This window comes from Chimaeribacter coloradensis, from assembly GCF_002858715.1.
Classification (GTDB): Bacteria; Pseudomonadota; Gammaproteobacteria; order Enterobacterales; family Enterobacteriaceae; genus Chimaeribacter; species Chimaeribacter coloradensis.
This window is the reverse complement of the sequence record NZ_PJZH01000003.1, coordinates 131,046-151,762: the sequence shown is the minus strand read 5'-3', so window position 1 is coordinate 151,762 and position 20,717 is coordinate 131,046. Positions and strand designations below refer to the sequence as shown.

Here is a 20,717-nt window from a genome sequence, read left to right as displayed (position 1 = left end):
ATCCAGGGTGGATAACGCATCAATGGCGCGTAATGCGCCGGGCTACTGCGCTGCGGGTTGATCCGCAAGGGAAAACAGGCGGTCCATCGTCACCCATTTATCACCCGGTGGGGTCCACGGGGTGGGAAGCTGGTAGTGCCACATCAGCGCCTCCCAGCGCTGGATGTGCGGGTTGGCGTCGCTCGCTTCGGCAAAGGCGGCCGGATCGAAGGCGTCACTCACCTCCATCACCATAAACAGCCGCGTGCCGAGGCGGTAAATCTCCATGTCGAGAATGCCGTGCTGCCGCAGGTGCGCCGCCACCTCCGGCCAGATGCGCTGGTGGTGCGCCTGATACTCGGCAATCAGCGCCGGGGAGTCGACCAGGTCGAGCGCCTGACAGATCCTCATGTGATCGCCCGGTCGAGGTGGGTGTAGCCGCCATCCACCGAGAGCCACTGGCCGGTGGTGTGCGACGAGCGCGGCGAAAGCGCGAACACAACGGTGTCGGCGATCTCCTGCGGCGTGGTCATGCGTTTGCCGAGCGGGATGCGCGCGGTGATGTTGTCGCGCTTGTGCTGCGGCTGGTCGAAGGTGTCGATCCAGCGCTCATACTGCGGCGTCATCACCTCGGCCGGGATCACCGCGTTCACGCGGATGCCGTCCTCCAGCAGCGACACCGCCCACTCCCGCGTCAGCGACAGCACGCCCCCTTTGGCGGCGGTGTAGCCGCTGGTGTTGCCCTGCCCGGTCAGCGCAGTTTTGGAGCTGATGTTGACGATGCTGCCGCGGCTGGCGCGCAGGGCATCCAGGCAGAAGTGCGCCATCAGGTAGTAGTGGACGAGGTTCTTCTCCAGCGAGGCGATGAACGCCTCGCGCCCCGCCTCCAGGCTGACGCCGTCATTCACCCCGGCGTTGTTGACCAGCCCGTCGAGGCGGTTGAAGCGCGTCAGCGTCTCGGCCACGGCGCGGCGGCAGTCTGCTTCCTGGCAGAGATCGGCGAGGATCACGCAGGCGGCCGGTTGTTGTTGCTGAAGCTGCGCCAGAAAACCCGGCTCCGGCGGCGTGTTGGTGACGATCACCGGGATCGCGCCCTCCGCGGCCAGCGTGGTGGAGATCGCCGCGCCGATGCCGGAACCGCCGCCGGTGACGATTACGACCTTGTCAGTGAGGTTAAGGTGCATAGTCTGGCTCCTGTAAGCCGTAGAGGCGGCAGGCGTTGCCGCCGAGGATGGCGGCGCGCTCGGCGTCGCTGAGGGCGGAGAGCGCCTGCCCGCAAAGGTCAGTGACGTCCGCGTACTCCCCCGCCAGTAAACAGACCGGCCAGTCCGACCCGACCAGCAGCCGGCCGGGCCCGAACGCCTCCAGCGCCGCGTCGATAAATGGCCGCAGCAGCGCGGGCGTCCAGCGGAAACCGGGCGCTTCGGTCACCAACCCGGAGAGCTTGCAGGCGACATGCGGCAGCGCGGCCAGCGGCGCAATCTGCTGCGCCCAATGCGCCGCGCCGCGGGCGATGTCTGGTTTGCCGAGGTGGTCGAGCACCAGCCAGTGGCGGTCATAACGCGCCGCGAACGCCGTGGCCTCCGCCAGGTGGCGGTGGGTCACCAGCAGCTCATAGACATAGCCGCGTGACTGAATCAGTTGCATCCCCGGGGCCAGTGCCGCCTGTTGCAGCCACGCCGCCGGGTCGGGTTCATCCTGTACCAGGTGCCGCACACCGCGCAGCGCCGGAAAATCCTGCAACGGGGCCAGTACGTCGGCCAGCACCGGCGAGGTGAGCGGCAGCCAGCCCACCACGCCCGCGATAAAGGGGTTAACCTCCGCCATCGCCAGCAGGCTCAGCGTCTCGTCGAGGCTCTGGCGCGCCTGCACCGCGATGCAGCCGTCGATCTGCTGTTGTTGCAGCAGCGGCCACAGATCGCCGGGCAGGAAATCGCGTTGCAGTACCGCCATCTGGTCACTGATCCAGCCATACTCCTGCGGCTGGTAGCGCCAGAAGTGCTGGTGGGCATCGATGCGCATCGTTACCCCCGGAAGCGGTACTGGTCGAGGGAGGCGGCGTGCATCTCAATCGAGAAGCCCGGCGCACGGGGCGGCATATAGGCCGCGCCGCGGATCTCACACGGCGTGACGAAATGCTCATGCAGGTGGTCCACATACTCAATCACCCGCCCGTCATGCGTCCCGGCGATGCAGAGGTAGTCGATCATCGAGAGGTGCTGCACGTACTCACACAGCCCGACGCCACCCGCATGGGGGCAGACCGGCAGGTTATAACGCGCGGCCATCAGCATCACCGCCAGCACCTCATTCACGCCGCCCATCCGGCAGGCGTCAATCTGCACCACGTCGATCGCACCGCGCATAATGAACTGTTTGAACATGATGCGGTTCTGGCACATCTCGCCGGTTGCGACTTTCACCGGCGCGACGGCCTCCCGGATTTTGCGGTGGCCTTCGATGTCATCCGGGCTGGTCGGCTCCTCAATAAACCAGGGCCGGGCAAAGGCGAGTTTGTTGACCCAGTCGATCGCCTCCTCCACTTCCCACACCTGGTTGGCGTCGATCATCAACTGGCGGTCGGGGCCGATCACCTCGCGGGCGATGCGCACCCGGCGGATGTCATCTTCCAGGTCGCGCCCGACCTTGAGTTTCAGGAAGGAGAACCCGGCGTCCACCGCCTGTTGGCAGAGGCGGCGCAGCTTCTCGTCGGGGTAGCCGAGCCAGCCCGCCGAGGTGGTGTAGCAGGGGTAGCCTTCCGCCAGTAGTTTCTCGCGCCGTTGCGCCTGCCCTTCGGCGCGCTCGGTGAGCAGCCGCAGCGCCTGCTCCGGCGTGATGCAGTCGGTGAGGTAGCGGAAATCGATGCAGCGCACCAGCTCCTCCGGCGACATGTCCGCCACCAGTTGCCACAGCGGCTTGCCGCAGGATTTCGCCCACGCATCCCAGACGGCGTTGATCACCGCGCCGGTCGCCAGGTGGATCGCGCCTTTGTCCGGCCCGATCCAGCGCAGCTGGCTGTCACTGGTGAAGCGCCGCCAGAACGCGCCCATGTCTGCGGTGATGGCCTCTAGCGACTGCCCGATGATCTGGTGTTCCAGCGCCCGGATAGCCGCACAGCAGATCTCATTGCCGCGGCCGATGGTAAAGGTCAGGCCGTGGCCGCTGAGGTTGGGGTCATCGGTTTCCAGGATCACATAGGCGGCGGAGTAGTCCGGGTCCGGGTTCATGGCGTCGGAGCCGTCCAGCGCCTGCGAGGTGGGGAAACGGATGTCTTCAACGCGCAGGGCGGTAAACTGGGTCATGGGTGCCTCGCTGTCAGGTCTAATGGTCAGGCCACTGACCGGGTAAAAAGAGCCTGAAGGTCAGGCCACTCAGTGAGAATGTGTTGCTTACCCGGCGGCGGGGTTTGCTAAGATGGCACCGGCTGCACAAAACATCATCAACGCGGATTCAGTTTTTACATGCTGCTAACAATTCCTCAAGGAGCATCAATGGGAATTGGTGGCTGAATCGCTTAACCGACCACAGGGAGAAGGGACCATGCCGATTACCAGGCTCGAAAACCCACGGCTTTACCGGCAGATAGCCGATCAGCTGCGCGGGCTGATTGAAAACGGGGAGTTCCCGCCCGGCAGCCGGTTGCCGTCGGAGCGCGATCTGGCGGCCCAGTTGCAGGTGAGCCGCGCCTCGGTGCGGGAGGCCTTGATCGCGCTGGAGGTGGTGGGGCTGGTGGATGTGAAGGTCGGCAACGGGGTGATTGTGCGCCACCCGCCGGTGACCGCCTCGCCGGAGCCGGTGATGGCGCAGGCCGGGCGCGGCCAGTGGGGCGAGCTGGACGAGGAGCTGGGGATCGATCTCGACCTCAACAGCGAGCTGCCGCCCTTCTCGCTGTTGCAGGCCCGCCGCCTGATAGAGCCGGAAACCGCCGCGCTGGCGGCCCGTTACGCCAGCGCAGAGGAGCGTGCCGCCATCCGCGCCGCTTACCTGCGCAACTGCGAGGACAACCGCGCCGGATCGGAAACCCACCCCGGCGACCGGCTGTTCCACATCCGCATCGCCCAGGCCAGCGGCAACCCGGCTTACGCGTTCATCATCGGCCACCTGCTCGGCCACCGTTACGGCAGCATGTTCCGGGTGTTGCAGCGGAACTACACGCCGGACGACATGCCGCACCGCTCCGAGCAGGAGCACCGGGCGATCCTGGAAGCCATCGACGCGGGGGATGCCGCAGGCGCACGGCGGGCGATGAAGGCACACCTTGACGCGGTGATCTCGGTGTTTTCACGGCAGGAGTAAGGGGCGCGGCCTGCATTCCCGCAAAAATAAAAAAGCCCCAATCTGGGGCTTTTTTGCGTATCGGGGGAAGAAAACTAGCGTCTCTTCAACAACAACCCGACGCTTATCAGTAAAAACAGCAGGCTTGGCAGCAAGGCACCAAGAACCGGCGGAATATTATACACCAGGCTCAGCGGGCCGAAGATCTGGTCCAGCACGTAGAACAGGAACCCGAAGCAGATCCCGGTGACCACCCGCACGCCCATCGGCACACTGCGCAGCGGGCCGAAGATAAACGACAGCGCCATCAGCATCATCACCGCCACGGACAGCGGGGAGAAGATCTTGCTCCACATGTTGAGCTGGTAGCGGTTCGACTCCTGCCCGCTCTGGCTCAGGTATTTGATGTAGTTGCGCAGGCCGCTGATGGAGAGCGCATCCGGGTCGAGGGCGACCACGCCCAGCTTGTCCGGCGTCAGGTTGGTTTTCCATACGCCGTTCAGCGTCTGGTGGCCGGTAATGAATTTGCCGCCCAGCCCTGACTCGTCTACCTGCGAGAGCTTCCACTCGCGGGCATCGGCGTCAAAGGTGGCGCTCGCCGCGTAACGCACTGACAGCAGGTGGTTCTCTTTATCAAAGTGATAAATATTGACGCCGGACAGCTCATTCTCGCCGGAGAGGCGCTCAATGAAGATAAAGTCCGGGCCATCTTTGGCCCACAGCCCGCTCTGCGTGGAGAGCAGGGAGCCGCCGTACATCATCTGCGCCCGGTAGTTACGCGCCATCTGCTCGCCCTGCGGCGCGACCCACTCGCCGATCGCCATGGTCAGCAGCACCAGCGGGATGGCGGTTTTCATCACCGACGCGGCGATCTGCATCCGCGTGAAGCCGGACGCCTGCATCACCACCAGCTCACTGCGGGTCGCCAGTGCGCCCAGCCCCAGCAGCGCGCCCAGCAGTGCCGCCATCGGGAAGAAGATCTCGATGTCCTTCGGCACGCTCAGCAGGGTGTACAGCCCCGCGCCGGTGGCGGAATAGCCGCCCTGCCCCACTTTGCGCAACTGATCGACAAACTTGATAATGCCGGAGAGCGACACCAGCATGAACAGCGTCATCATGATGGTGTTAAAGATGGTTTTCCCGATGTAGCGATCCAATACCCCAAACATTACGCGGCTCCTTTAAAACGGGCGCGCAGGCGGCGCACCGGCACCGTGTCCCAGGCGTTCAGGGCCAGCGCCAGCACGAAGTAGGCGGCGTTGGTCGCCCACATCCACACCATCGGGTCGAACTTGCCTTTTGCGCCGTTGGAGCGCAGCGAGCTTTGCAGCAGGAAGAAGATCAGGTAAAGCAGCATCGCCGGCAGCATGCTCAGCACCCGGCCTTGGCGCGGGTTCACCACGCTGAGCGGCACCACCATCAGCGCCATCAGCAGCACGGAGAACACCAGCGTCAGCCGCCAGTGAAGCTCGGCGCGCGCATCCGGCGTGGTGGCCTGCCACAGCTGGCCCATGCTCATCTGCTCCGCTTCGGTGGTGTTGTCGAGGTTCACCGCCTGGTGGCCAATCACCGCCAGGTAGTTGTTGAAATCGGTCACCCGGAAATCACGCAGCATCGCGGTGCCTTCATAACGCGTGCCCTGGTTCAGGGTCACGGCCTGTGAGCCGTCGGCGCGCTGCTCCATGTGGCCGCGATCCGCCACTACCACCGACGGGCGTTGGTTGCCGTTCGGGCGCAACTGCGCCAGGAACACATTATGGAACTCCTTGCCCTTCACGCTGCCGACGAACAGCACCGCGTTGCCGTCCTGCGAGGGCTGGAACTGCCCCTCCACCAGCGCCGCCATGCTCGGGTTGGCCTTGGCCTCCGCCAGCACTTCATCCTGGTGTTTTGACGACCAGGGGCCGAGCCAGAAAGCGTTGCCTGCCGCCGCCACCGCCGTCAGCAGCGCCAGCAGCAGCGCGGAGACAATCAGCACTTTTTTGCCCAGCCCGCAGGCGTGCATCACGGTAATTTCACTTTCGGTGTAGAGCTTGCCGAAGGTCATCAGCAGCCCGAGGAACAGGCTGAGCGGCAAGATGAGTTGTGCCATTTCAGGCACGCCCAGCCCCATCAGGGAGAGGACCAGATTTGTTGGGATATCGCCATCGACGGCTGCGCCCAGCACCCTGACCAGCTTCTGACAGAAGAAGATCAGCAGCAGGATGAACAGGATCGCAACCTGGCTTTTGAAGGTTTCCCGTACCAGATATCTAATGATGATCACGCTTAATACGCCTGTGAAAACTTGTCTTTTTGCAGGAAAATCGCTAGTTTCTTCGCTAATGCGCCATTTATTCTCATCATATGGCCACCTTCATAGCTAAAATAGCATTAAAACATCTCGTGTTAGGGTGCCCTATAGGAACATACCTATAGCCGCCGAAAACAGAATAAATTACGCCGTTCAGGTTAACATCCGCAGTTAACACAATGACGAGAGTTTGTTACGGAGTGCGTCATTCTAGCCGTAGCTCCCGTCGTTGTCTTTAAGATTCAGGAGAGTGCATGGAGTTCAGTGTAAAAAGCGGTAGCCCGGAAAAGCAGCGCAGCGCCTGTATTGTAGTCGGGGTTTTCGAACCTCGCCGCCTGTCGCCCATCGCCGAGCAGCTCGATAAAATCAGCGATGGCTACATCAGCGCCCTGCTCCGCCGCGGCGAGCTGGAAGGCAAAGTAGGCCAGACCTTATTGCTGCACCATGTGCCGAACATTCTCTCCGAGCGCATCCTGCTTATCGGGTGCGGTAAAGAGCGCGAGCTGGATGAGCGCCAGTACAAACAGGTGATCCAGAAGACCATCAACACCCTGAATGACACCGGGTCGATGGAAGCGGTCTGCTTCTTAACGGAGCTGCACGTCAAAGGCCGGAACACCTACTGGAAAGTGCGCCAGGCGGTAGAAACAGCGAAAGAGTCGCTCTACACCTTTGACCAGCTCAAAAGCAACAAAGTTGAGCCGCGCCGCCCGCTGCGCAAAATGGTGTTCAATGTGCCGACCCGCCGCGAGCTGACCAGCGGTGAGCGCGCCATCCAGCACGGGCTGGCGATTGCCGCCGGGGTGAAGGCCGCCAAAGACCTCGGCAATATGCCGCCGAACATCTGTAACGCCGCTTACCTCGCCTCGCAGGCGCGCCAGCTGGCGGACGCGTTCAGCACCCACATCACTACCCGCGTCATCGGCGAACAGCAGATGAAAGAGCTGGGTATGAACGCCTATCTGGCGGTGGGCCAGGGCTCGCAGAACGAATCATTGATGTCAGTGATGGAATATAAGGGCAATCCAAACCCGGACGCTAAGCCGATTGTGCTGGTAGGCAAAGGGCTGACCTTTGACTCCGGCGGCATCTCCATCAAGCCCGCCGACAGCATGGACGAGATGAAGTATGACATGTGCGGCGCGGCGTCAGTCTACGGCGTGATGCGCGTGGTGGCGGAGCTTCACCTGCCGCTGAACGTGGTCGGCGTGCTGGCGGGCTGTGAGAATATGCCGGGCGGGCGCGCGTTCCGCCCCGGTGACATCCTCACCACCATGTCCGGCCAGACGGTGGAAGTGCTCAACACCGACGCCGAAGGCCGCCTGGTGCTGTGTGACGCCCTGACCTACGTCGAGCGCTTCGACCCGGAGCTGGTGATCGACGTGGCGACGCTGACCGGTGCCTGCGTGGTGGCCCTCGGCCACCAGCTCACCGGGCTGATGTCCAACCACAACCCGCTGGCGCATGAGCTGATCAGCGCCTCGGAGCAGGCGGGCGACCGCGCCTGGCGGCTGCCGCTGCACGAAGAGTACCAGGAGCTGCTGGACTCCAACTTCGCCGACATGGCCAACATCGGCGGCCGTGCCGGCGGCGCGATCACCGCCGGGTGCTTCCTGTCCCGCTTTACCCGCAAATATTCGTGGGCGCACCTGGACATCGCCGGCACCGGCTGGCGCTCCGGCAAAGCCAAAGGCGCAACCGGCCGCCCGGTGGCGCTGCTGACCCAGTTCCTGCTGAACCGCGCCGGCATGAGCGGCGACGAGTAACCGCCTCTTCCGCCGGGCGACCCTGCCCGGCGGCAAGCCGTACCGGGGCGGCAACGCGCCGCCCTTCTGTTCCGGCACCCGTCCCTATCGATTGACCAATGGCATCACCAATGAAAAACGCAACGTTCTACCTTCTGGAGAGTGAAACCGACGCGACCGGGATGATCGCCCATGAGGCGCTGGCCTGTGACCTGGCGGCCGCCCGCTGGCGCGCCGGCAAGCGGGTGCTGATCGCCTGTGAGGACCAGCAGCAGGCGCAGCGGCTGGACGATGCGCTGTGGCAGCGCGAACCGGATGCCTTCGTGCCGCATAACCTGGCGGGCGAAGGGCCGCGGTACGGCGCGCCGGTGGAGATCTGCTGGCCGGGCAAACGCGGCAACGCCCCGCGTGACCTGCTGATCAGCCTGATGCCGCAGTTCGCAGATTTTGCCACCGCTTTCCATGAAGTGATAGACTTCGTCCCTTACCCGGATTCCCTGAAACAGTTGGCGCGCGACCGCTATAAAGCCTATCGCAGCGTCGGCTTTCATTTGACCACGGCACAGCCGCCAACTTACTGATACCGAAGCGAAATGGAAAAAACATATAACCCGCAAGACATCGAACAGCCGCTCTACGAGCACTGGGAGCAGCAGGGCTACTTCAAGCCGAACGGCGACGAGAGCCAGGAGAGCTACTGCATCATGATCCCGCCGCCGAACGTCACCGGCAGCTTGCACATGGGTCACGCCTTCCAGCAAACCATCATGGACACCATGATCCGCTACCAGCGTATGCAGGGGAAAAACACCCTGTGGCAGGCGGGTACCGACCATGCCGGTATCGCCACGCAGATGGTGGTTGAGCGTAAAATCGCCGCGGAAGAGGGCAAAACCCGCCACGACTACGGCCGTGACGCCTTCATCGACAAGATCTGGCAGTGGAAGGCGGAGTCCGGCGGCACCATCACCCGCCAGATGCGCCGCCTCGGTGACTCCGTGGACTGGGAGCGCGAGCGCTTCACCATGGATGAGAACCTCTCCCTGGCCGTGAAAGAGGTGTTTGTCCGCCTCTACAAAGAAGACCTGATCTACCGCGGCAAACGCCTGGTGAACTGGGACCCGAAACTGCGCACCGCGATCTCCGACCTGGAAGTCGAGAACCGCGAGTCCAAAGGCTCCATGTGGCACCTGCGCTACCCGCTGGCGGACGGCGCGAAAACGGCCGAAGGCAAAGATTACCTGGTGGTCGCCACCACCCGCCCGGAAACGGTGCTGGGTGATACCGGCGTGGCGGTGAACCCGGAAGACCCGCGTTACAAAGACCTGATCGGCAAAGAGATCATCCTGCCGCTGGTGGGCCGCCGCATCCCGATCGTGGGTGACGAGCACGCCGACATGGAGAAAGGCACCGGCTGCGTGAAAATCACCCCGGCGCACGACTTCAACGACTATGAAGTCGGCAAACGCCACGGCCTGCCGATGATCAACATCCTGACCTTCGACGGCGACGTCCGCGCTGTGGCCGAGGTGTTCGACACCAACGGCCGCGAGAGCAGCGAGTGGAGCAACGCCATCCCGGCGGAATTCCAGGGGCTGGAGCGCTTCGCCGCGCGTAAAGCGGTGGTGGCAGCCTTTGACGCACAGGGCCTGCTGGACGAGATCAAACCGCACGACCTGACGGTGCCGTATGGCGACCGCGGCGGCGTGGTGATCGAACCGATGCTTACCGACCAGTGGTACGTGCGCACTGCCCCGCTGGCGAAAGTGGCGGTGGAAGCGGTGGAACAGGGCGAAATCCAGTTCGTGCCGAAGCAGTACGAAAACATGTACTTCAGCTGGATGCGTGACATCCAGGACTGGTGCATCTCCCGCCAGCTCTGGTGGGGCCACCGCATCCCGGCCTGGTATGACGAGGCGGGCAACGTCTACGTCGGCCGTGATGAAGAGGAAGTGCGCCGCGAAAACAGCCTCGACGCCACTGTCGCGCTGCGTCAGGACGAAGATGTGCTGGACACCTGGTTCTCCTCCGGGCTGTGGACCTTCTCCACCCTGGGCTGGCCGGATCAGACCGCTGACCTGAAAGCGTTCCACCCTTCCAGCGTGGTGGTGAGCGGCTTCGACATCATCTTCTTCTGGATTGCCCGCATGATCATGATGACCATGCACTTCGTGAAAGATGAAAACGGAAAGCCGCAGGTGCCGTTCCACACCGTCTACATGACCGGCCTGATCCGTGACGACGAAGGGCAGAAGATGTCCAAGTCCAAAGGCAACGTCATTGACCCGCTGGACATGATCGACGGCATCTCGCTGGAGGATCTGCTGGAGAAGCGCACCGGCAACATGATGCAGCCGCAGCTGGCGGAGAAGATCCGCAAGCGCACCGAGAAGCAGTTCCCGAACGGCATCGAGCCGCACGGCACCGACGCCCTGCGCTTCACGCTGGCGGCGCTGGCTTCCACCGGCCGCGACATCAACTGGGACATGAAGCGCCTGGAAGGTTACCGCAACTTCTGTAACAAGCTGTGGAACGCCAGCCGCTTCGTGCTGATGAACACCGAAGATCAGGACTGCGGCCAGAACGGCGGCGAGATGCAGCTTTCGCTGGCGGATCACTGGATCCTGGCGGAGTTCAACCAGACGGTGAAAGCCTACCGCGAGGCGCTGGACAGCTACCGCTTCGACCTGGCTGCCGGTATTCTCTATGAGTTCACCTGGAACCAGTTCTGTGACTGGTACCTGGAGCTGGCCAAGCCGGTGATGAACGGCGGTTCCGAGGCAGAGCTGCGCGGCACCCGCCACACGCTGGTGACGGTGCTGGAAGCGCTGCTGCGCCTGGCGCACCCGATCATTCCGTTTATCACGGAGACCATCTGGCAGCGCGTGAAAACCCTGAAAGGCATCACTGCCGACACCATCATGCTTCAGCCGTTCCCGGCCTATGACGCAGAGCAGGTTGACGCGCAGGCACTGGCCGATCTGGAGTGGATCAAGCAGGCGATCATCGCCGTGCGTAATATCCGCGCCGAGATGAACATCGCCCCGGGCAAACCGCTGGAGGTGCTGCTGCGCGGTGCCGACGCCGATGCGCAACGCCGCGTGACCGAAAACCTGAGCTTCATCAAATCCCTGGCGCGCCTCGACAGCATTACGCTGCTGGCCGGCGGCGATAAAGGCCCGGTGTCGGTGACCAAGCTGGTGGAAGGCGCTGAGCTGCTGATCCCGATGGCCGGCCTGGTGGACAAAGCCGCCGAGCTGGATCGTCTGGCGAAGGAAGTGGCGAAGCTGGATGCGGAAGTCAGCCGCATTGAAGCCAAGCTTGCCAACGAAGGCTTTGTGGCGCGCGCGCCGGAAGCCGTGGTGGCGAAAGAGCGTGAGCGCCTCGACGCCTGTGCCCAGGCCAAGGTGAAACTGCTGGAGCAGCAGGCGACCATCGCCGCGCTGTAACCGCCGCCTCACCGCGACAAAGCCAGCCTCCGGGCTGGCTTTTTTATTTTGAATTTGTGACAGAGTGCGTAATAGTAACCGGATCATGTGACCGCCCATCCCGGCACCGCAGGTGCGTGGCGGCACACACTTTTGCCCTGTTTAACTGCCTGAGTACACCATCATGACCATTGCAACGCCGTCACGTGTCGTCATCCGCCCCCTGACCGCCGCAGACAACGCCGCCATCGCGCAGGTGATCCGCCGGGTTTCTGCCGAGTTCGGCCTGACAGCGGACAAGGGCTACACCGTCTCTGACCCGAACCTGGATCATCTCTACGATCTCTACAGCCAGCCGCGCAGTGCCTACTGGGTGATTGAGGCGGACGGCGCGATCGCCGGGGGCGGCGGCATCGCCCCGCTGGCCGGGGGCGAAGAGGATCTCTGCGAACTGCAAAAAATGTACTTCCTGCCGGTGCTGCGCGGCCGGGGGCTGGCGAAAAAGCTGGCGTTGCAGGCGATGGCGTTTGCCCGTGAACAGGGCTTCGGCCGCTGCTACCTGGAGACCACCGCCAGCCTGACGCAGGCCGTGGCGCTGTATGAGCGCCTGGGCTTCGCCCATATCGAGGGGCCGCTCGGCAACACCGGCCATGTGGACTGCGAAGTCACCATGCTGAAAACGCTGTAACCTGCGGGCACCGCGCTGCACGCCCTCTCCTTTCACCCCGGAACCGCGTGATGTTTAGTTATCAAGAAATCTCTCACCTGAACGAGCTGGAACTGCTGGTCTACCACTATGTGCTCAAGCACCGGCAGCAGGTGATCTACATGACCATCCGCGAGCTGGCGGAGGAAGTGGGCGTCTCCACCACCACTATCCTGCGGTTCTGCAAAAAAATGGGCTATGCCGGGTATTCGGAATTCCGCGTACGTTACAAGCTGTTCCTGCAACAGGCACAGGCCACGGTGCCGGAATTCGGCATCAGTGAGATCGTCCACTATTTCCGCAGCATCGATAATGATGAATTTGACCAGCGGTTAAATGCGGCGGCGGCCATTATTGCCGACAACGAACGGATTATTTTTGTCGGTGCGGGCACCTCCGGCACGCTGGGAAAATATGGCGCGCGTTTCTTTTCCAATGTCGGGAAATTCAGCACCCATATTGATGACCCCTATTATCCGGTCAACAGCGATATGTACCGGCAGGCGGTGGCGATTATTCTGTCTGTTTCCGGTGAGACGCAGGAGATCCTGCGCATTGCCAGCCAGTTTAACCTGCATCACTGCAAAATCATCAGTATTACCAACGGGGAAAACTCCTCACTGGCGCGGCTGGCGGATCTGAATATCCCTTACCATATGCCCTATGTGCTGCTGCCGGGGAACCACAATATCACCACGCAGATCCCGGTGCTGTATATCCTCGAAACCCTGGGTAAAAAACTGGCCCGCCAGATCCCCCTGCCCTGATATTTCCCCTGCCCCGCGTGGCTGCCCGGAAAAAACAGGCTGTTATTTCCGGGTGACATATTACGCGGCGGCCGCGGTGTTATAACGTGACTTTATTTCCCCGCTTTGCCAGACTGGTTTTAATTGACCAAATGGGAGCAGAGCAACATGGCAAAGCAAGGTTTACCGGGTAACTTCCTGTGGGGCGGCGCGGTCGCGGCGCATCAGGTTGAAGGCGGCTGGGATCAGGGCGGCAAAGGCGTCAGCATCGCGGACGTGCTCTCCGGCGGCGCGCACGGCGTGGACCGGGTGATGACCGACGGCATCCAGGCAGGCTATTCCTACCCGAACCATGAGGCGGTGGATTTCTACGGCCGCTACAAAGAGGACGTGGCGCTGTTCGCGGAGATGGGCTTCAAGTGTTTCCGCACCTCCATTGCCTGGACGCGCATCTTCCCGAACGGGGACGACGCCCAGCCGAACGAAGCCGGCCTGCAATTCTATGATGACCTGTTCGACGAGCTGCTGAAGTACGGCATTGAGCCGGTGATTACCTTGTCGCACTTCGAGATGCCGTGGCACCTGGTGAAGGAGTATGGCGGCTGGAAAAACCGCAAAGTGGTGGATTTCTTTGTGCGCTTCAGCGAAGTGGTGATGCAGCGCTACCAGCACAAAGTGAAATACTGGATGACCTTCAACGAGATCAACAACCAGCGCGACTGGCGTTACCCGTTGTTTGGCTACTGCTGTTCCGGCGTGGTGTTCACCGAGCATGAAAACCCGGAAGAGACGATGTACCAGGTGCTGCACCACCAGTTTGTTGCCAGCGCCCAGGTAGTGAAACTCGGCCATGCGATCAACCCGGCGTTCCAGATTGGCTGTATGCTGGCCTGCGTGCCGATCTACCCCTACTCCTGCCACCCGGATGACATGATCTACTCGGTGGAGGCGATGCGTGAGCGCTTCCTGTTCACCGACGTGCAGGTGCGCGGCTACTACCCGGCCTACATCCTGAAAGAGTGGGAGCGCCGCGGCTTCACCATCCAGATGGAGCCGGGCGACGAGCAGACCCTGCGTGAAGGCTGCACCGACTACATCGGCCTGAGCTACTACATGAGCAACGCCGTCTCCACCCAGATCAGCAGCGAGAGCAACAGCATCGTCAGCTTCCCCGGCAGCGTGCCGAACCCGCATGTGAAAGCCTCGGACTGGGGCTGGCAGATCGACCCGGTGGGCCTGCGCTACTCGCTGAACCTGCTCTATGAGCGCTACCAGAAGCCGCTGTTTATTGTGGAAAATGGCTTCGGTGCCATCGACAAGCCCGCGGCCGACGGCAGCATCAACGACGATTACCGCATCGCGTACCTGAAATCGCACATTGAGCAGATGATGAAAGCGGTCACGGAAGATGGCGTCGAGCTGATGGGCTACACGCCGTGGGGCTGCATCGACTGCGTCTCCTTCACCACCGGCCAGTACAGCAAGCGCTACGGCTTTATCTACGTCGACAAACATGACGACGGCACCGGCACCCTGGCCCGCTCCCGCAAAGCCAGTTTCGACTGGTATAAGCAGGTGATCGCCAGCAACGGCGACACGCTGTAACGGCGCAACCGGCCCCCATAAAAAAAGCCCCTTTACGGGGCTTTTTTATTGCGGCTCAGGATCAGTGACGTTTGCCGTCATCATCTTCGTCGATGATGTCGTCTTCGTCATACTCGTCACCCTCTTCGCCGTCCGGGTCTTCGAAGTAGGTGCCCCAGCCGTCGTAGTTCACGTTGCAGCGCTCAGCCAGCGCCACCAGTTGCTCCACCTGCGCGTCGATGATTTCAGGCTTCAGCGCCACTTCGCTGATCACGTCGCAGCACATCAGCTTGGTGCCGTCTTCAATTTCCAGCTCTTCAGCGTCGGTCACTTCATAACCCAGCTTGAAAGCTTCCACGGCGGCCTGCTCCAGCACCTCAAACTTCTCTGCCGAGAAATGGTGTTCAATAGTGTAAAGCGCATCGGGATCGCTGCCATCGTCCAGCAGTTCTTCGATGATCAGACGGGTTTCTTCACGCTGTTCGTCCAGCAATTCGCGGTTTGCCATGCCTAAGTCCTCAGTCAGTGGGCGTATCTGTGCGCATTCTCCCACAGCGCCGCCATCGCCTCCACAACAAACACGAAAGATTTGTCAGACGGGGTTGCAATTGAATATTCATACATATAATGTGAATTTTAATTCAACATCAACCTGCCAAAATGCCTGGAGAACCGCGCGATGAGTGCCTTCTATAAACGTCATTTCCTCAGATTGCTGGACTTCACCCCCGCCGAGATCACCGCCCTGCTCGATCTCGCCGCAGACCTGAAAACAGAGAAAAAACAGGGCACGGAAACACCGCGCCTCACCGGCAAAAATATTGCGCTCATCTTCGAAAAAGACTCGACCCGCACCCGATGCTCTTTCGAAGTTGCCGCATTTGACCAGGGTGCGCGCGTCACCTACCTTGGCCCCAGCGGCAGCCAGATCGGCCACAAGGAATCGATCAAAGACACGGCCCGGGTGCTGGGCCGCATGTATGACGGCATCCAGTACCGCGGCCACGGCCAGGCGATCGTCGCCACGCTGGCAGAGCAGGCCGGGGTGCCGGTGTGGAACGGCCTGACGGACGAGTTCCACCCCACCCAGCTTCTGGCGGATCTGCTCACCATTAAAGAGCACCTGCCGGGGCGGCCGTTGCAGGGGGTGAAGCTCGCTTACCTCGGCGACGCGCGCAACAACATGGGCAATTCGCTGCTGGAAGCGGCGGCGCTGGTCGGGCTGGACCTGCGGCTGGTGGCCCCCACCGCCTGCTGGCCGGATGCCGCGCTGGTGGCACAGTGCAAGGCGCTGGCGCAGCAGAACGGCGGTGACATCACCCTGACGGAGGAGTGCGGTGCCGGGGTGGCGCAGGCGGACTTCCTCTACACCGACGTCTGGGTGTCGATGGGTGAGCCGAAAGAGAGCTGGCCGGACCGCATCGCCCTGCTGCGTGATTACCAGGTCAACATGGCGCTGGTGAAGCAAACCGGCAACCCACAGGTGAAGTTCCTGCACTGCCTGCCGGCGTTCCATGATGACCAGACCGTGCTCGGCAAACAGATGGCCGAACAGTACGGGTTACACGGCGGCATGGAGGTCACCGACGAGGTGTTTGAGTCGGCGCACAGCGTGGTGTTTGACCAGGCGGAGAACCGCCTGCACACCATCAAAGCGGTGATGGTCGCCACCCTCGCCCCTGAGGCGTAATCCCCCCGGCGGCGCAGGTTTCTGCGCCGCCCGCCTTCACATCAGCTTGCACTTTTCCGCTGCTTTTACCGCCGTTCCGCTTAATTTTCGACTACCCTTTTTCTGATACCAGCCGACAAAAAGGAAGGGTTATGAGCGCCAACAAACTGGAATTTGCGCAACGGTTAGAGAAGCTGCTTGGCTACGTCTACCCGCGTGAACACATCGGCGATGTGCTGCGGCAAATCTTCCGGCTGGTCGCCAAATGGCAATATGGTAAGCACCCCAACCCGCATTGGGTCGACGGCAACACCGTTTACCTGATCACCTATGGCGACAGCCTCCACCACGCGGATGAGAAGCCGCTGGCGACCCTCAACCAGTTTGCCCGCAACCACTTCGACGAAATCATTACCGACATCCACATCCTGCCGATGTACCCCTACAGCTCGGATGATGGCTTCAGCGTGATCGACTACCGCCTGATTGATGAGCACCTGGGCGGCTGGGGCGACCTGAAAACCCTGTCGAAAAAGTTTAACCTGATGTTTGACTGCGTGATCAACCACGTCTCGCGCTCCAGCGACTGGGTACGCGGTTTTATGCATGATGACCCGAACTACGCCGGTTACCTGATCGCCGCCAACCCGGCGCTGGATTACAGCCGCGTGGTGCGCCCCCGCTCCTCCCGCCTGCTGACGCCGATGACCAAGGCCAACGGGGAGATGGTCTACCTCTGGACGACCTTCAGCGACGACCAGATCGATATCAACTTCCACAACCCGCAGGTGCTGCTGGAGAGCATCGACATCCTGCTGCAATATGCCGCCAGCGGCGGGCAGTCGATCCGCCTCGACGCCATCGGCTACATCTGGAAAGAACCGGGCACGCGCTGCATCCACCTGCCGCAGGCGCATAACATCATCAAGGTCTGGCGCACGGTGCTGGATTACGTCATCCCCGGCACCCGGCTGATCACCGAAACCAATGTGCCGCACCATGAGAACATCAGCTATTTCGGCCACGGCGACGAAGCGCACATGGTCTACCAGTTCCCGCTGCCGCCGCTGACGCTGCACGCGTTTCTGCGGCAGGACACCACCGTGCTCACCAAATGGGCGCACGGGCTGAGCGCCGAGGCGCGCTACCCTGAGACCACCTTCTTCAACTTCCTCGCCAGCCATGACGGCATCGGCCTGCGGCCGACCGAGACCTTCCTGGATGACAGCGAACGGCAGTTCATGGCGCAGGAGGTGATCCGCAAAGAGGGGCGCGTGTCGCACAAAGACAACGGCGACGGCACCTTCTCGCCCTATGAGCTGAACATCAACTACCTCAGCGCCCTGACCGAAAAGCAGGACAGCAACGGGCTGAAGGCGAAAAAATTCATTGCGGCCCAGTCGCTGCTGCTCTCGTTTGTCGGCGTCCCGGCGCTCTATTACCACAGCCTGCTCGGCAGCGAGAACGACGTCGACGGGATGCACCAGTCGGGGATTAACCGCCGCATCAACCGCCAAAAACTGGATGTGGAAAAAGTGGAAGCGGAGCTGGCGAACCCGGAGAGCCTGCGGGCGAAAGTCTACAGCGGCCTGCGCCACCTGATCAGCCTGCGCCGCGCCCACCCGGCCTTTGCGCCCTCTTCCGGCCAGCGGGTGCTGGACCTCGGCAAATCGCTGTTTGGCCTCGAGCGTTACGACCCAAAAAACGAAGACCGCATCAGCTGCGTGATCAACGTGACCGACCATAAGGTCGGGCTGGCGCTGGATGAGCAGGGCCACGAGCTGATTTCCGACACCCCCTTCACCGGCAAAATGACGCTGACGCCGTGGCAGGTGGTGTGGATCCAGCATTGATGGCGATGAAAATTCCTCCGGTAATCAGCCGCATAAGCGGATTTCACTTTAGGCAGCCTTGATCAGCCTGGGAAAATGCAAAATACTGTACACATAAACAGTATAAGAAAGGGTTTTCCCTATGCAGTTCATCAAAGCCGTTCTTCAGGCCGATGAGGCGTTTTCAGCGCATTTTAACGTGGTTATCCCGGCGGGCTTTCCCTCGCCGGCGGCGGATTTTGTTGAGGAGCGGATCGACCTCAACAAACTGCTGATTCGCCACCCCTCCGCCACCTACTTCCTGCGGGTGGCGGGTGATTCCATGATTGACGCCAACGTGCGTGACGGCGATCTGGTGATGGTCGACAGCGCCCTGACCGCCGCTGACGGCGACATCGTGATCGCCGCCATTGACGGTGAGTTCACCATCAAATGCCTGCAAACCCGCCCCTTCTGGGCGCTGGTGCCGATGAACCCGGCCTATACGCCGATCGTCATCCGCGACGGCCAGGATCTGCATATCTTCGGGGTCGTGACCTACATCATCTCCCCCGCCGCCAGCCGCCACTATGTTCGCCCTGGTTGATGTAAATCGTTTTTATGCCGGGATTGATGAAAAACCGGCTTATGGCTGCCGGTGGCATCCCCTGGCAAAAATGTGCGCGCTGTCATACACATGTCTGATGCATTTTTCCCGCTGCGGCGTAATATCCTGACTTATCCTTACATACATTATGGATAAGCAATGACCTATGTTTACCCTTTACCAAAGCCGTGATATTGAACGAGTGCTCCCACCAGAAGCGTTTCCGTTGATTCTTTCACCCAGGAAGGCGCTGGAGAAGGTAGAAACCCATTATGACCTTGATCCCTGCCATTACGCCTGTTGTGGCTTCTTTGAACTGCCCCCTCGTCTCTGTTCAGGCAAACAAACCTGGCGGCGCGCCCCGGCAGGCTATGCCGATCCTGTCTACGACAGGGTGAAGCACTGGCTTGAAATTGGCTGGCTGGTTGGCATCAATCTGATGGCACCCTGGCGCGCATCCGATCACCCTTTTTATGTTGATGAACATGGCGACCTGGTGTGTAGTGACCAAAGCAGCCATCACAGTTGGTATAGCCATGAGGTGATCACCGGCTATAACCGGGCCGTCGCCGCACGGAGGGGCGTTAAGGCTGCACCCACGCAGCGGTTTGCCTACGGCAGTGCTTATACGGAACCAGAGCAACTTGCTCAGGCAGGGAAAATGCTGAACAGCAAATCTGTCGGGCGCTTATTGGCTGCCGGCGGCATTTATAACGGCAATATCGCGGCATTTGCGGAGACAGCGCAGGCTTTAGGTGGTGAGGCAATAGAGGGTTATAGCGAGATACTCAATGAAAAAACGGCCGGCAGTGCGATTGCTTTATCTTCTCTCTTGCTGGCAGTGCGTCGTACAGGCAATACGATGTCCATAAGCGAGCTGGAAAAACTGCACAGTTACCTGGGAAAAGCGAAAGGTAAACAGCGGTTTTTAGAACAAATCAGCGTAGTAAAAATCGATTACTTACGCAGGAAACGTGATGACTACCAGGCGTTGAGAAAACAATTTAACAATAGCGTTCGGCCTGATTTTCTGAAACTCCTGGCGACGGATCCTGACTCATTAATACGTTTTACGCCTGCTCAACGCGCTAAAATGGCAAAAGGAAAAATACCCATTCGCGGGTGGTCTGTACATCATAAAATTCCTTTAGATGACACAGGAACGAATGATTTTCATAATCTTGTTTTGATTAAAAACCATCCTGAACATACGGTTTTCACCAATGCCCAACGGCGCATAGTGAATGAATTAGAGTATGGGCAGACAAAATCCGTTTATTGGCCCATCCCTAAAGGGAAAATTTATCCGCAGAGGCAACCATGAACAGTGAAAAACAGGAACTCGTGACGCTTATTGCTGCGCTGCATGACATAGCGCAATCCTATGCGGATACCGGGTATGAAGACCAGGCGGGGATTCGTGAAGATCAGGTCAGCGCTTGTCACCAGGTATTAGTCACCCTGGGCGGCGATCATTTTGCTGAAAGTTATCTGCCGTTCTTGCGGCAAATGAATGGCTTTGATCTTAACGGCGTGCGGTTATTTGGTTATTTCGATGATAAAGAGGATGAGCGGGATTTACGTAAACAATCAGCCAATTTACACGCCGTGCCTGAACTGTTTCCTGATGCGTTAAAAAATGGTGTGGTCATCGGTGAAACGGACATGGATATTCTGTTTTTTAACCGGGAGAGCGCCGTTTATGAAAGCCGCGATTTTATCGGCGTAGAACGCGTAAATGAACGCCACCGCACGATAACCGGCTTGCTGAGGGCGCTCATCGCCTTAATTGAATAAGTGACCCGGCATCTTGATAAAAACGGGCTTCAAAGGTACTGTTTTTATATACAGTAAATTCAGGAGCCACGTTTATG

19 protein-coding genes are annotated in these 20,717 nt (G+C 60.6%); 12 read left to right on the top strand and 7 right to left on the bottom strand.

What is annotated here, in order from left to right; genetic code table 11:
- Window positions 1-42 precede the first annotated feature (42 nt).
- The 4 genes from CYR32_RS05160 to CYR32_RS05145 are packed head-to-tail and all read right to left on the bottom strand — an operon-like array spanning window position 43 to window position 3,281.
- Window positions 43-390, bottom strand: coding sequence for an L-rhamnose mutarotase (locus tag CYR32_RS05160; protein ID WP_101823303.1), 348 nt, complete (start codon window positions 388-390; stop codon window positions 43-45).
- Window positions 387-1,163, bottom strand: a complete 777-nt coding sequence (locus tag CYR32_RS05155; protein ID WP_101823301.1) for an L-fucose dehydrogenase — start codon at window positions 1,161-1,163, stop codon at window positions 387-389. The genes CYR32_RS05160 and CYR32_RS05155 overlap by 4 nt, the downstream gene beginning before the upstream one ends.
- Window positions 1,153-2,001, bottom strand: coding sequence for an amidohydrolase family protein (locus CYR32_RS05150; RefSeq protein WP_101823299.1), 849 nt, complete (start codon window positions 1,999-2,001; stop codon window positions 1,153-1,155). The genes CYR32_RS05155 and CYR32_RS05150 overlap by 11 nt, the downstream gene beginning before the upstream one ends.
- Window positions 2,002-2,003: 2 nt before the next feature.
- Complete coding sequence (locus CYR32_RS05145; RefSeq protein ID WP_101823297.1) at window positions 2,004-3,281, bottom strand: L-fuconate dehydratase; 1,278 nt, start codon at window positions 3,279-3,281, stop codon at window positions 2,004-2,006.
- Window positions 3,282-3,519: 238 nt separating this feature from the next.
- Here CYR32_RS05145 and CYR32_RS05140 point away from each other — a divergent pair, with 238 nt between their 5' ends.
- Window positions 3,520-4,275, top strand: coding sequence for a FadR/GntR family transcriptional regulator (locus tag CYR32_RS05140; RefSeq protein WP_101823295.1), 756 nt, complete (start codon window positions 3,520-3,522; stop codon window positions 4,273-4,275).
- 74 nt (window positions 4,276-4,349) lie between these two features.
- Here CYR32_RS05140 and lptG read toward each other — a convergent pair whose 3' ends face one another.
- Entirely contained in the window at window positions 4,350-5,423 is a 1,074-nt protein-coding gene (lptG, locus tag CYR32_RS05135; RefSeq protein ID WP_101823293.1) for an LPS export ABC transporter permease LptG, read from the bottom strand.
- Window positions 5,423-6,520 carry an LPS export ABC transporter permease LptF gene (lptF, locus tag CYR32_RS05130; RefSeq protein WP_101823291.1) on the bottom strand — a complete coding sequence of 366 codons (1,098 nt, stop codon included), beginning with the start codon at window positions 6,518-6,520 and terminating at the stop codon, window positions 5,423-5,425. The genes lptG and lptF overlap by 1 nt, the downstream gene beginning before the upstream one ends.
- A 281-nt stretch (window positions 6,521-6,801) precedes the next feature.
- Here lptF and pepA point away from each other — a divergent pair, with 281 nt between their 5' ends.
- From pepA to CYR32_RS05095, 6 genes are all read left to right on the top strand, one after another.
- Window positions 6,802-8,313 (top strand): leucyl aminopeptidase, encoded by a 1,512-nt coding sequence (pepA, locus tag CYR32_RS05120; RefSeq protein ID WP_101823287.1) that lies wholly within the window; start codon window positions 6,802-6,804, stop codon window positions 8,311-8,313.
- A 110-nt stretch (window positions 8,314-8,423) separates the two neighbouring features.
- Window positions 8,424-8,873: a DNA polymerase III subunit chi gene (locus CYR32_RS05115; protein WP_101823286.1), complete on the top strand. Its 450-nt coding sequence runs from the start codon at window positions 8,424-8,426 to the stop codon at window positions 8,871-8,873.
- A 12-nt stretch (window positions 8,874-8,885) separates the two neighbouring features.
- Window positions 8,886-11,741 carry a valine--tRNA ligase gene (locus tag CYR32_RS05110; protein WP_101823284.1) on the top strand — a complete coding sequence of 952 codons (2,856 nt, stop codon included), beginning with the start codon at window positions 8,886-8,888 and terminating at the stop codon, window positions 11,739-11,741.
- A 163-nt stretch (window positions 11,742-11,904) separates the two neighbouring features.
- Window positions 11,905-12,408 (top strand): GNAT family N-acetyltransferase, encoded by a 504-nt coding sequence (locus tag CYR32_RS05105; protein ID WP_101823283.1) that lies wholly within the window; start codon window positions 11,905-11,907, stop codon window positions 12,406-12,408.
- A 50-nt stretch (window positions 12,409-12,458) separates the two neighbouring features.
- Window positions 12,459-13,193: a MurR/RpiR family transcriptional regulator gene (locus tag CYR32_RS05100; RefSeq protein ID WP_101823281.1), complete on the top strand. Its 735-nt coding sequence runs from the start codon at window positions 12,459-12,461 to the stop codon at window positions 13,191-13,193.
- Window positions 13,194-13,340: 147 nt separating this feature from the next.
- Window positions 13,341-14,777 carry a 6-phospho-beta-glucosidase gene (locus CYR32_RS05095; protein ID WP_101823279.1) on the top strand — a complete coding sequence of 479 codons (1,437 nt, stop codon included), beginning with the start codon at window positions 13,341-13,343 and terminating at the stop codon, window positions 14,775-14,777.
- A gap of 61 nt (window positions 14,778-14,838) precedes the next feature.
- Here CYR32_RS05095 and rraB read toward each other — a convergent pair whose 3' ends face one another.
- On the bottom strand, window positions 14,839-15,264 hold the full coding sequence (gene rraB, locus CYR32_RS05090; protein ID WP_101823277.1) for a ribonuclease E inhibitor RraB: 426 nt from the start codon (window positions 15,262-15,264) through the stop codon (window positions 14,839-14,841).
- A gap of 171 nt (window positions 15,265-15,435) precedes the next feature.
- Here rraB and argF point away from each other — a divergent pair, with 171 nt between their 5' ends.
- From argF to CYR32_RS05065, 5 genes are all read left to right on the top strand, one after another.
- Window positions 15,436-16,446: an ornithine carbamoyltransferase gene (gene argF / locus CYR32_RS05085; RefSeq protein ID WP_101823275.1), complete on the top strand. Its 1,011-nt coding sequence runs from the start codon at window positions 15,436-15,438 to the stop codon at window positions 16,444-16,446.
- Between the two features lie 131 nt (window positions 16,447-16,577).
- On the top strand, window positions 16,578-18,278 hold the full coding sequence (locus CYR32_RS05080; protein ID WP_101823273.1) for a sugar phosphorylase: 1,701 nt from the start codon (window positions 16,578-16,580) through the stop codon (window positions 18,276-18,278).
- 121 nt (window positions 18,279-18,399) lie between these two features.
- On the top strand, window positions 18,400-18,843 hold the full coding sequence (umuD, locus tag CYR32_RS05075; RefSeq protein ID WP_101823271.1) for a translesion error-prone DNA polymerase V autoproteolytic subunit: 444 nt from the start codon (window positions 18,400-18,402) through the stop codon (window positions 18,841-18,843).
- A gap of 166 nt (window positions 18,844-19,009) precedes the next feature.
- Window positions 19,010-20,167, top strand: coding sequence for an HNH endonuclease signature motif containing protein (locus tag CYR32_RS05070; protein ID WP_101823269.1), 1,158 nt, complete (start codon window positions 19,010-19,012; stop codon window positions 20,165-20,167).
- On the top strand, window positions 20,164-20,640 hold the full coding sequence (locus CYR32_RS05065; protein WP_101823267.1) for a YrhA family protein: 477 nt from the start codon (window positions 20,164-20,166) through the stop codon (window positions 20,638-20,640). Before CYR32_RS05070 ends, CYR32_RS05065 begins: the two co-directional genes overlap by 4 nt.
- Window positions 20,641-20,717 lie beyond the last annotated feature (77 nt).

Coding starts and splice junctions, on each gene's coding strand:
- CYR32_RS05070 (WP_101823269.1), top strand. CDS start 19,010: ATGTTTACCCTTTACCAAAGCCGTGATATTGAACGAGTGCTCCCACCA.
- CYR32_RS05150 (WP_101823299.1), bottom strand. CDS start 2,001: ATGCGCATCGATGCCCACCAGCACTTCTGGCGCTACCAGCCGCAGGAG.
- CYR32_RS05110 (WP_101823284.1), top strand. CDS start 8,886: ATGGAAAAAACATATAACCCGCAAGACATCGAACAGCCGCTCTACGAG.
- argF (WP_101823275.1), top strand. CDS start 15,436: ATGAGTGCCTTCTATAAACGTCATTTCCTCAGATTGCTGGACTTCACC.
- CYR32_RS05145 (WP_101823297.1), bottom strand. CDS start 3,281: ATGACCCAGTTTACCGCCCTGCGCGTTGAAGACATCCGTTTCCCCACC.
- rraB (WP_101823277.1), bottom strand. CDS start 15,264: ATGGCAAACCGCGAATTGCTGGACGAACAGCGTGAAGAAACCCGTCTG.
- umuD (WP_101823271.1), top strand. CDS start 18,400: ATGCAGTTCATCAAAGCCGTTCTTCAGGCCGATGAGGCGTTTTCAGCG.
- CYR32_RS05105 (WP_101823283.1), top strand. CDS start 11,905: ATGACCATTGCAACGCCGTCACGTGTCGTCATCCGCCCCCTGACCGCC.
- CYR32_RS05140 (WP_101823295.1), top strand. CDS start 3,520: ATGCCGATTACCAGGCTCGAAAACCCACGGCTTTACCGGCAGATAGCC.
- CYR32_RS05155 (WP_101823301.1), bottom strand. CDS start 1,163: ATGCACCTTAACCTCACTGACAAGGTCGTAATCGTCACCGGCGGCGGT.
- CYR32_RS05100 (WP_101823281.1), top strand. CDS start 12,459: ATGTTTAGTTATCAAGAAATCTCTCACCTGAACGAGCTGGAACTGCTG.
- CYR32_RS05065 (WP_101823267.1), top strand. CDS start 20,164: ATGAACAGTGAAAAACAGGAACTCGTGACGCTTATTGCTGCGCTGCAT.
- CYR32_RS05095 (WP_101823279.1), top strand. CDS start 13,341: ATGGCAAAGCAAGGTTTACCGGGTAACTTCCTGTGGGGCGGCGCGGTC.
- CYR32_RS05115 (WP_101823286.1), top strand. CDS start 8,424: ATGAAAAACGCAACGTTCTACCTTCTGGAGAGTGAAACCGACGCGACC.
- pepA (WP_101823287.1), top strand. CDS start 6,802: ATGGAGTTCAGTGTAAAAAGCGGTAGCCCGGAAAAGCAGCGCAGCGCC.
- lptG (WP_101823293.1), bottom strand. CDS start 5,423: ATGTTTGGGGTATTGGATCGCTACATCGGGAAAACCATCTTTAACACC.
- CYR32_RS05080 (WP_101823273.1), top strand. CDS start 16,578: ATGAGCGCCAACAAACTGGAATTTGCGCAACGGTTAGAGAAGCTGCTT.
- CYR32_RS05160 (WP_101823303.1), bottom strand. CDS start 390: ATGAGGATCTGTCAGGCGCTCGACCTGGTCGACTCCCCGGCGCTGATT.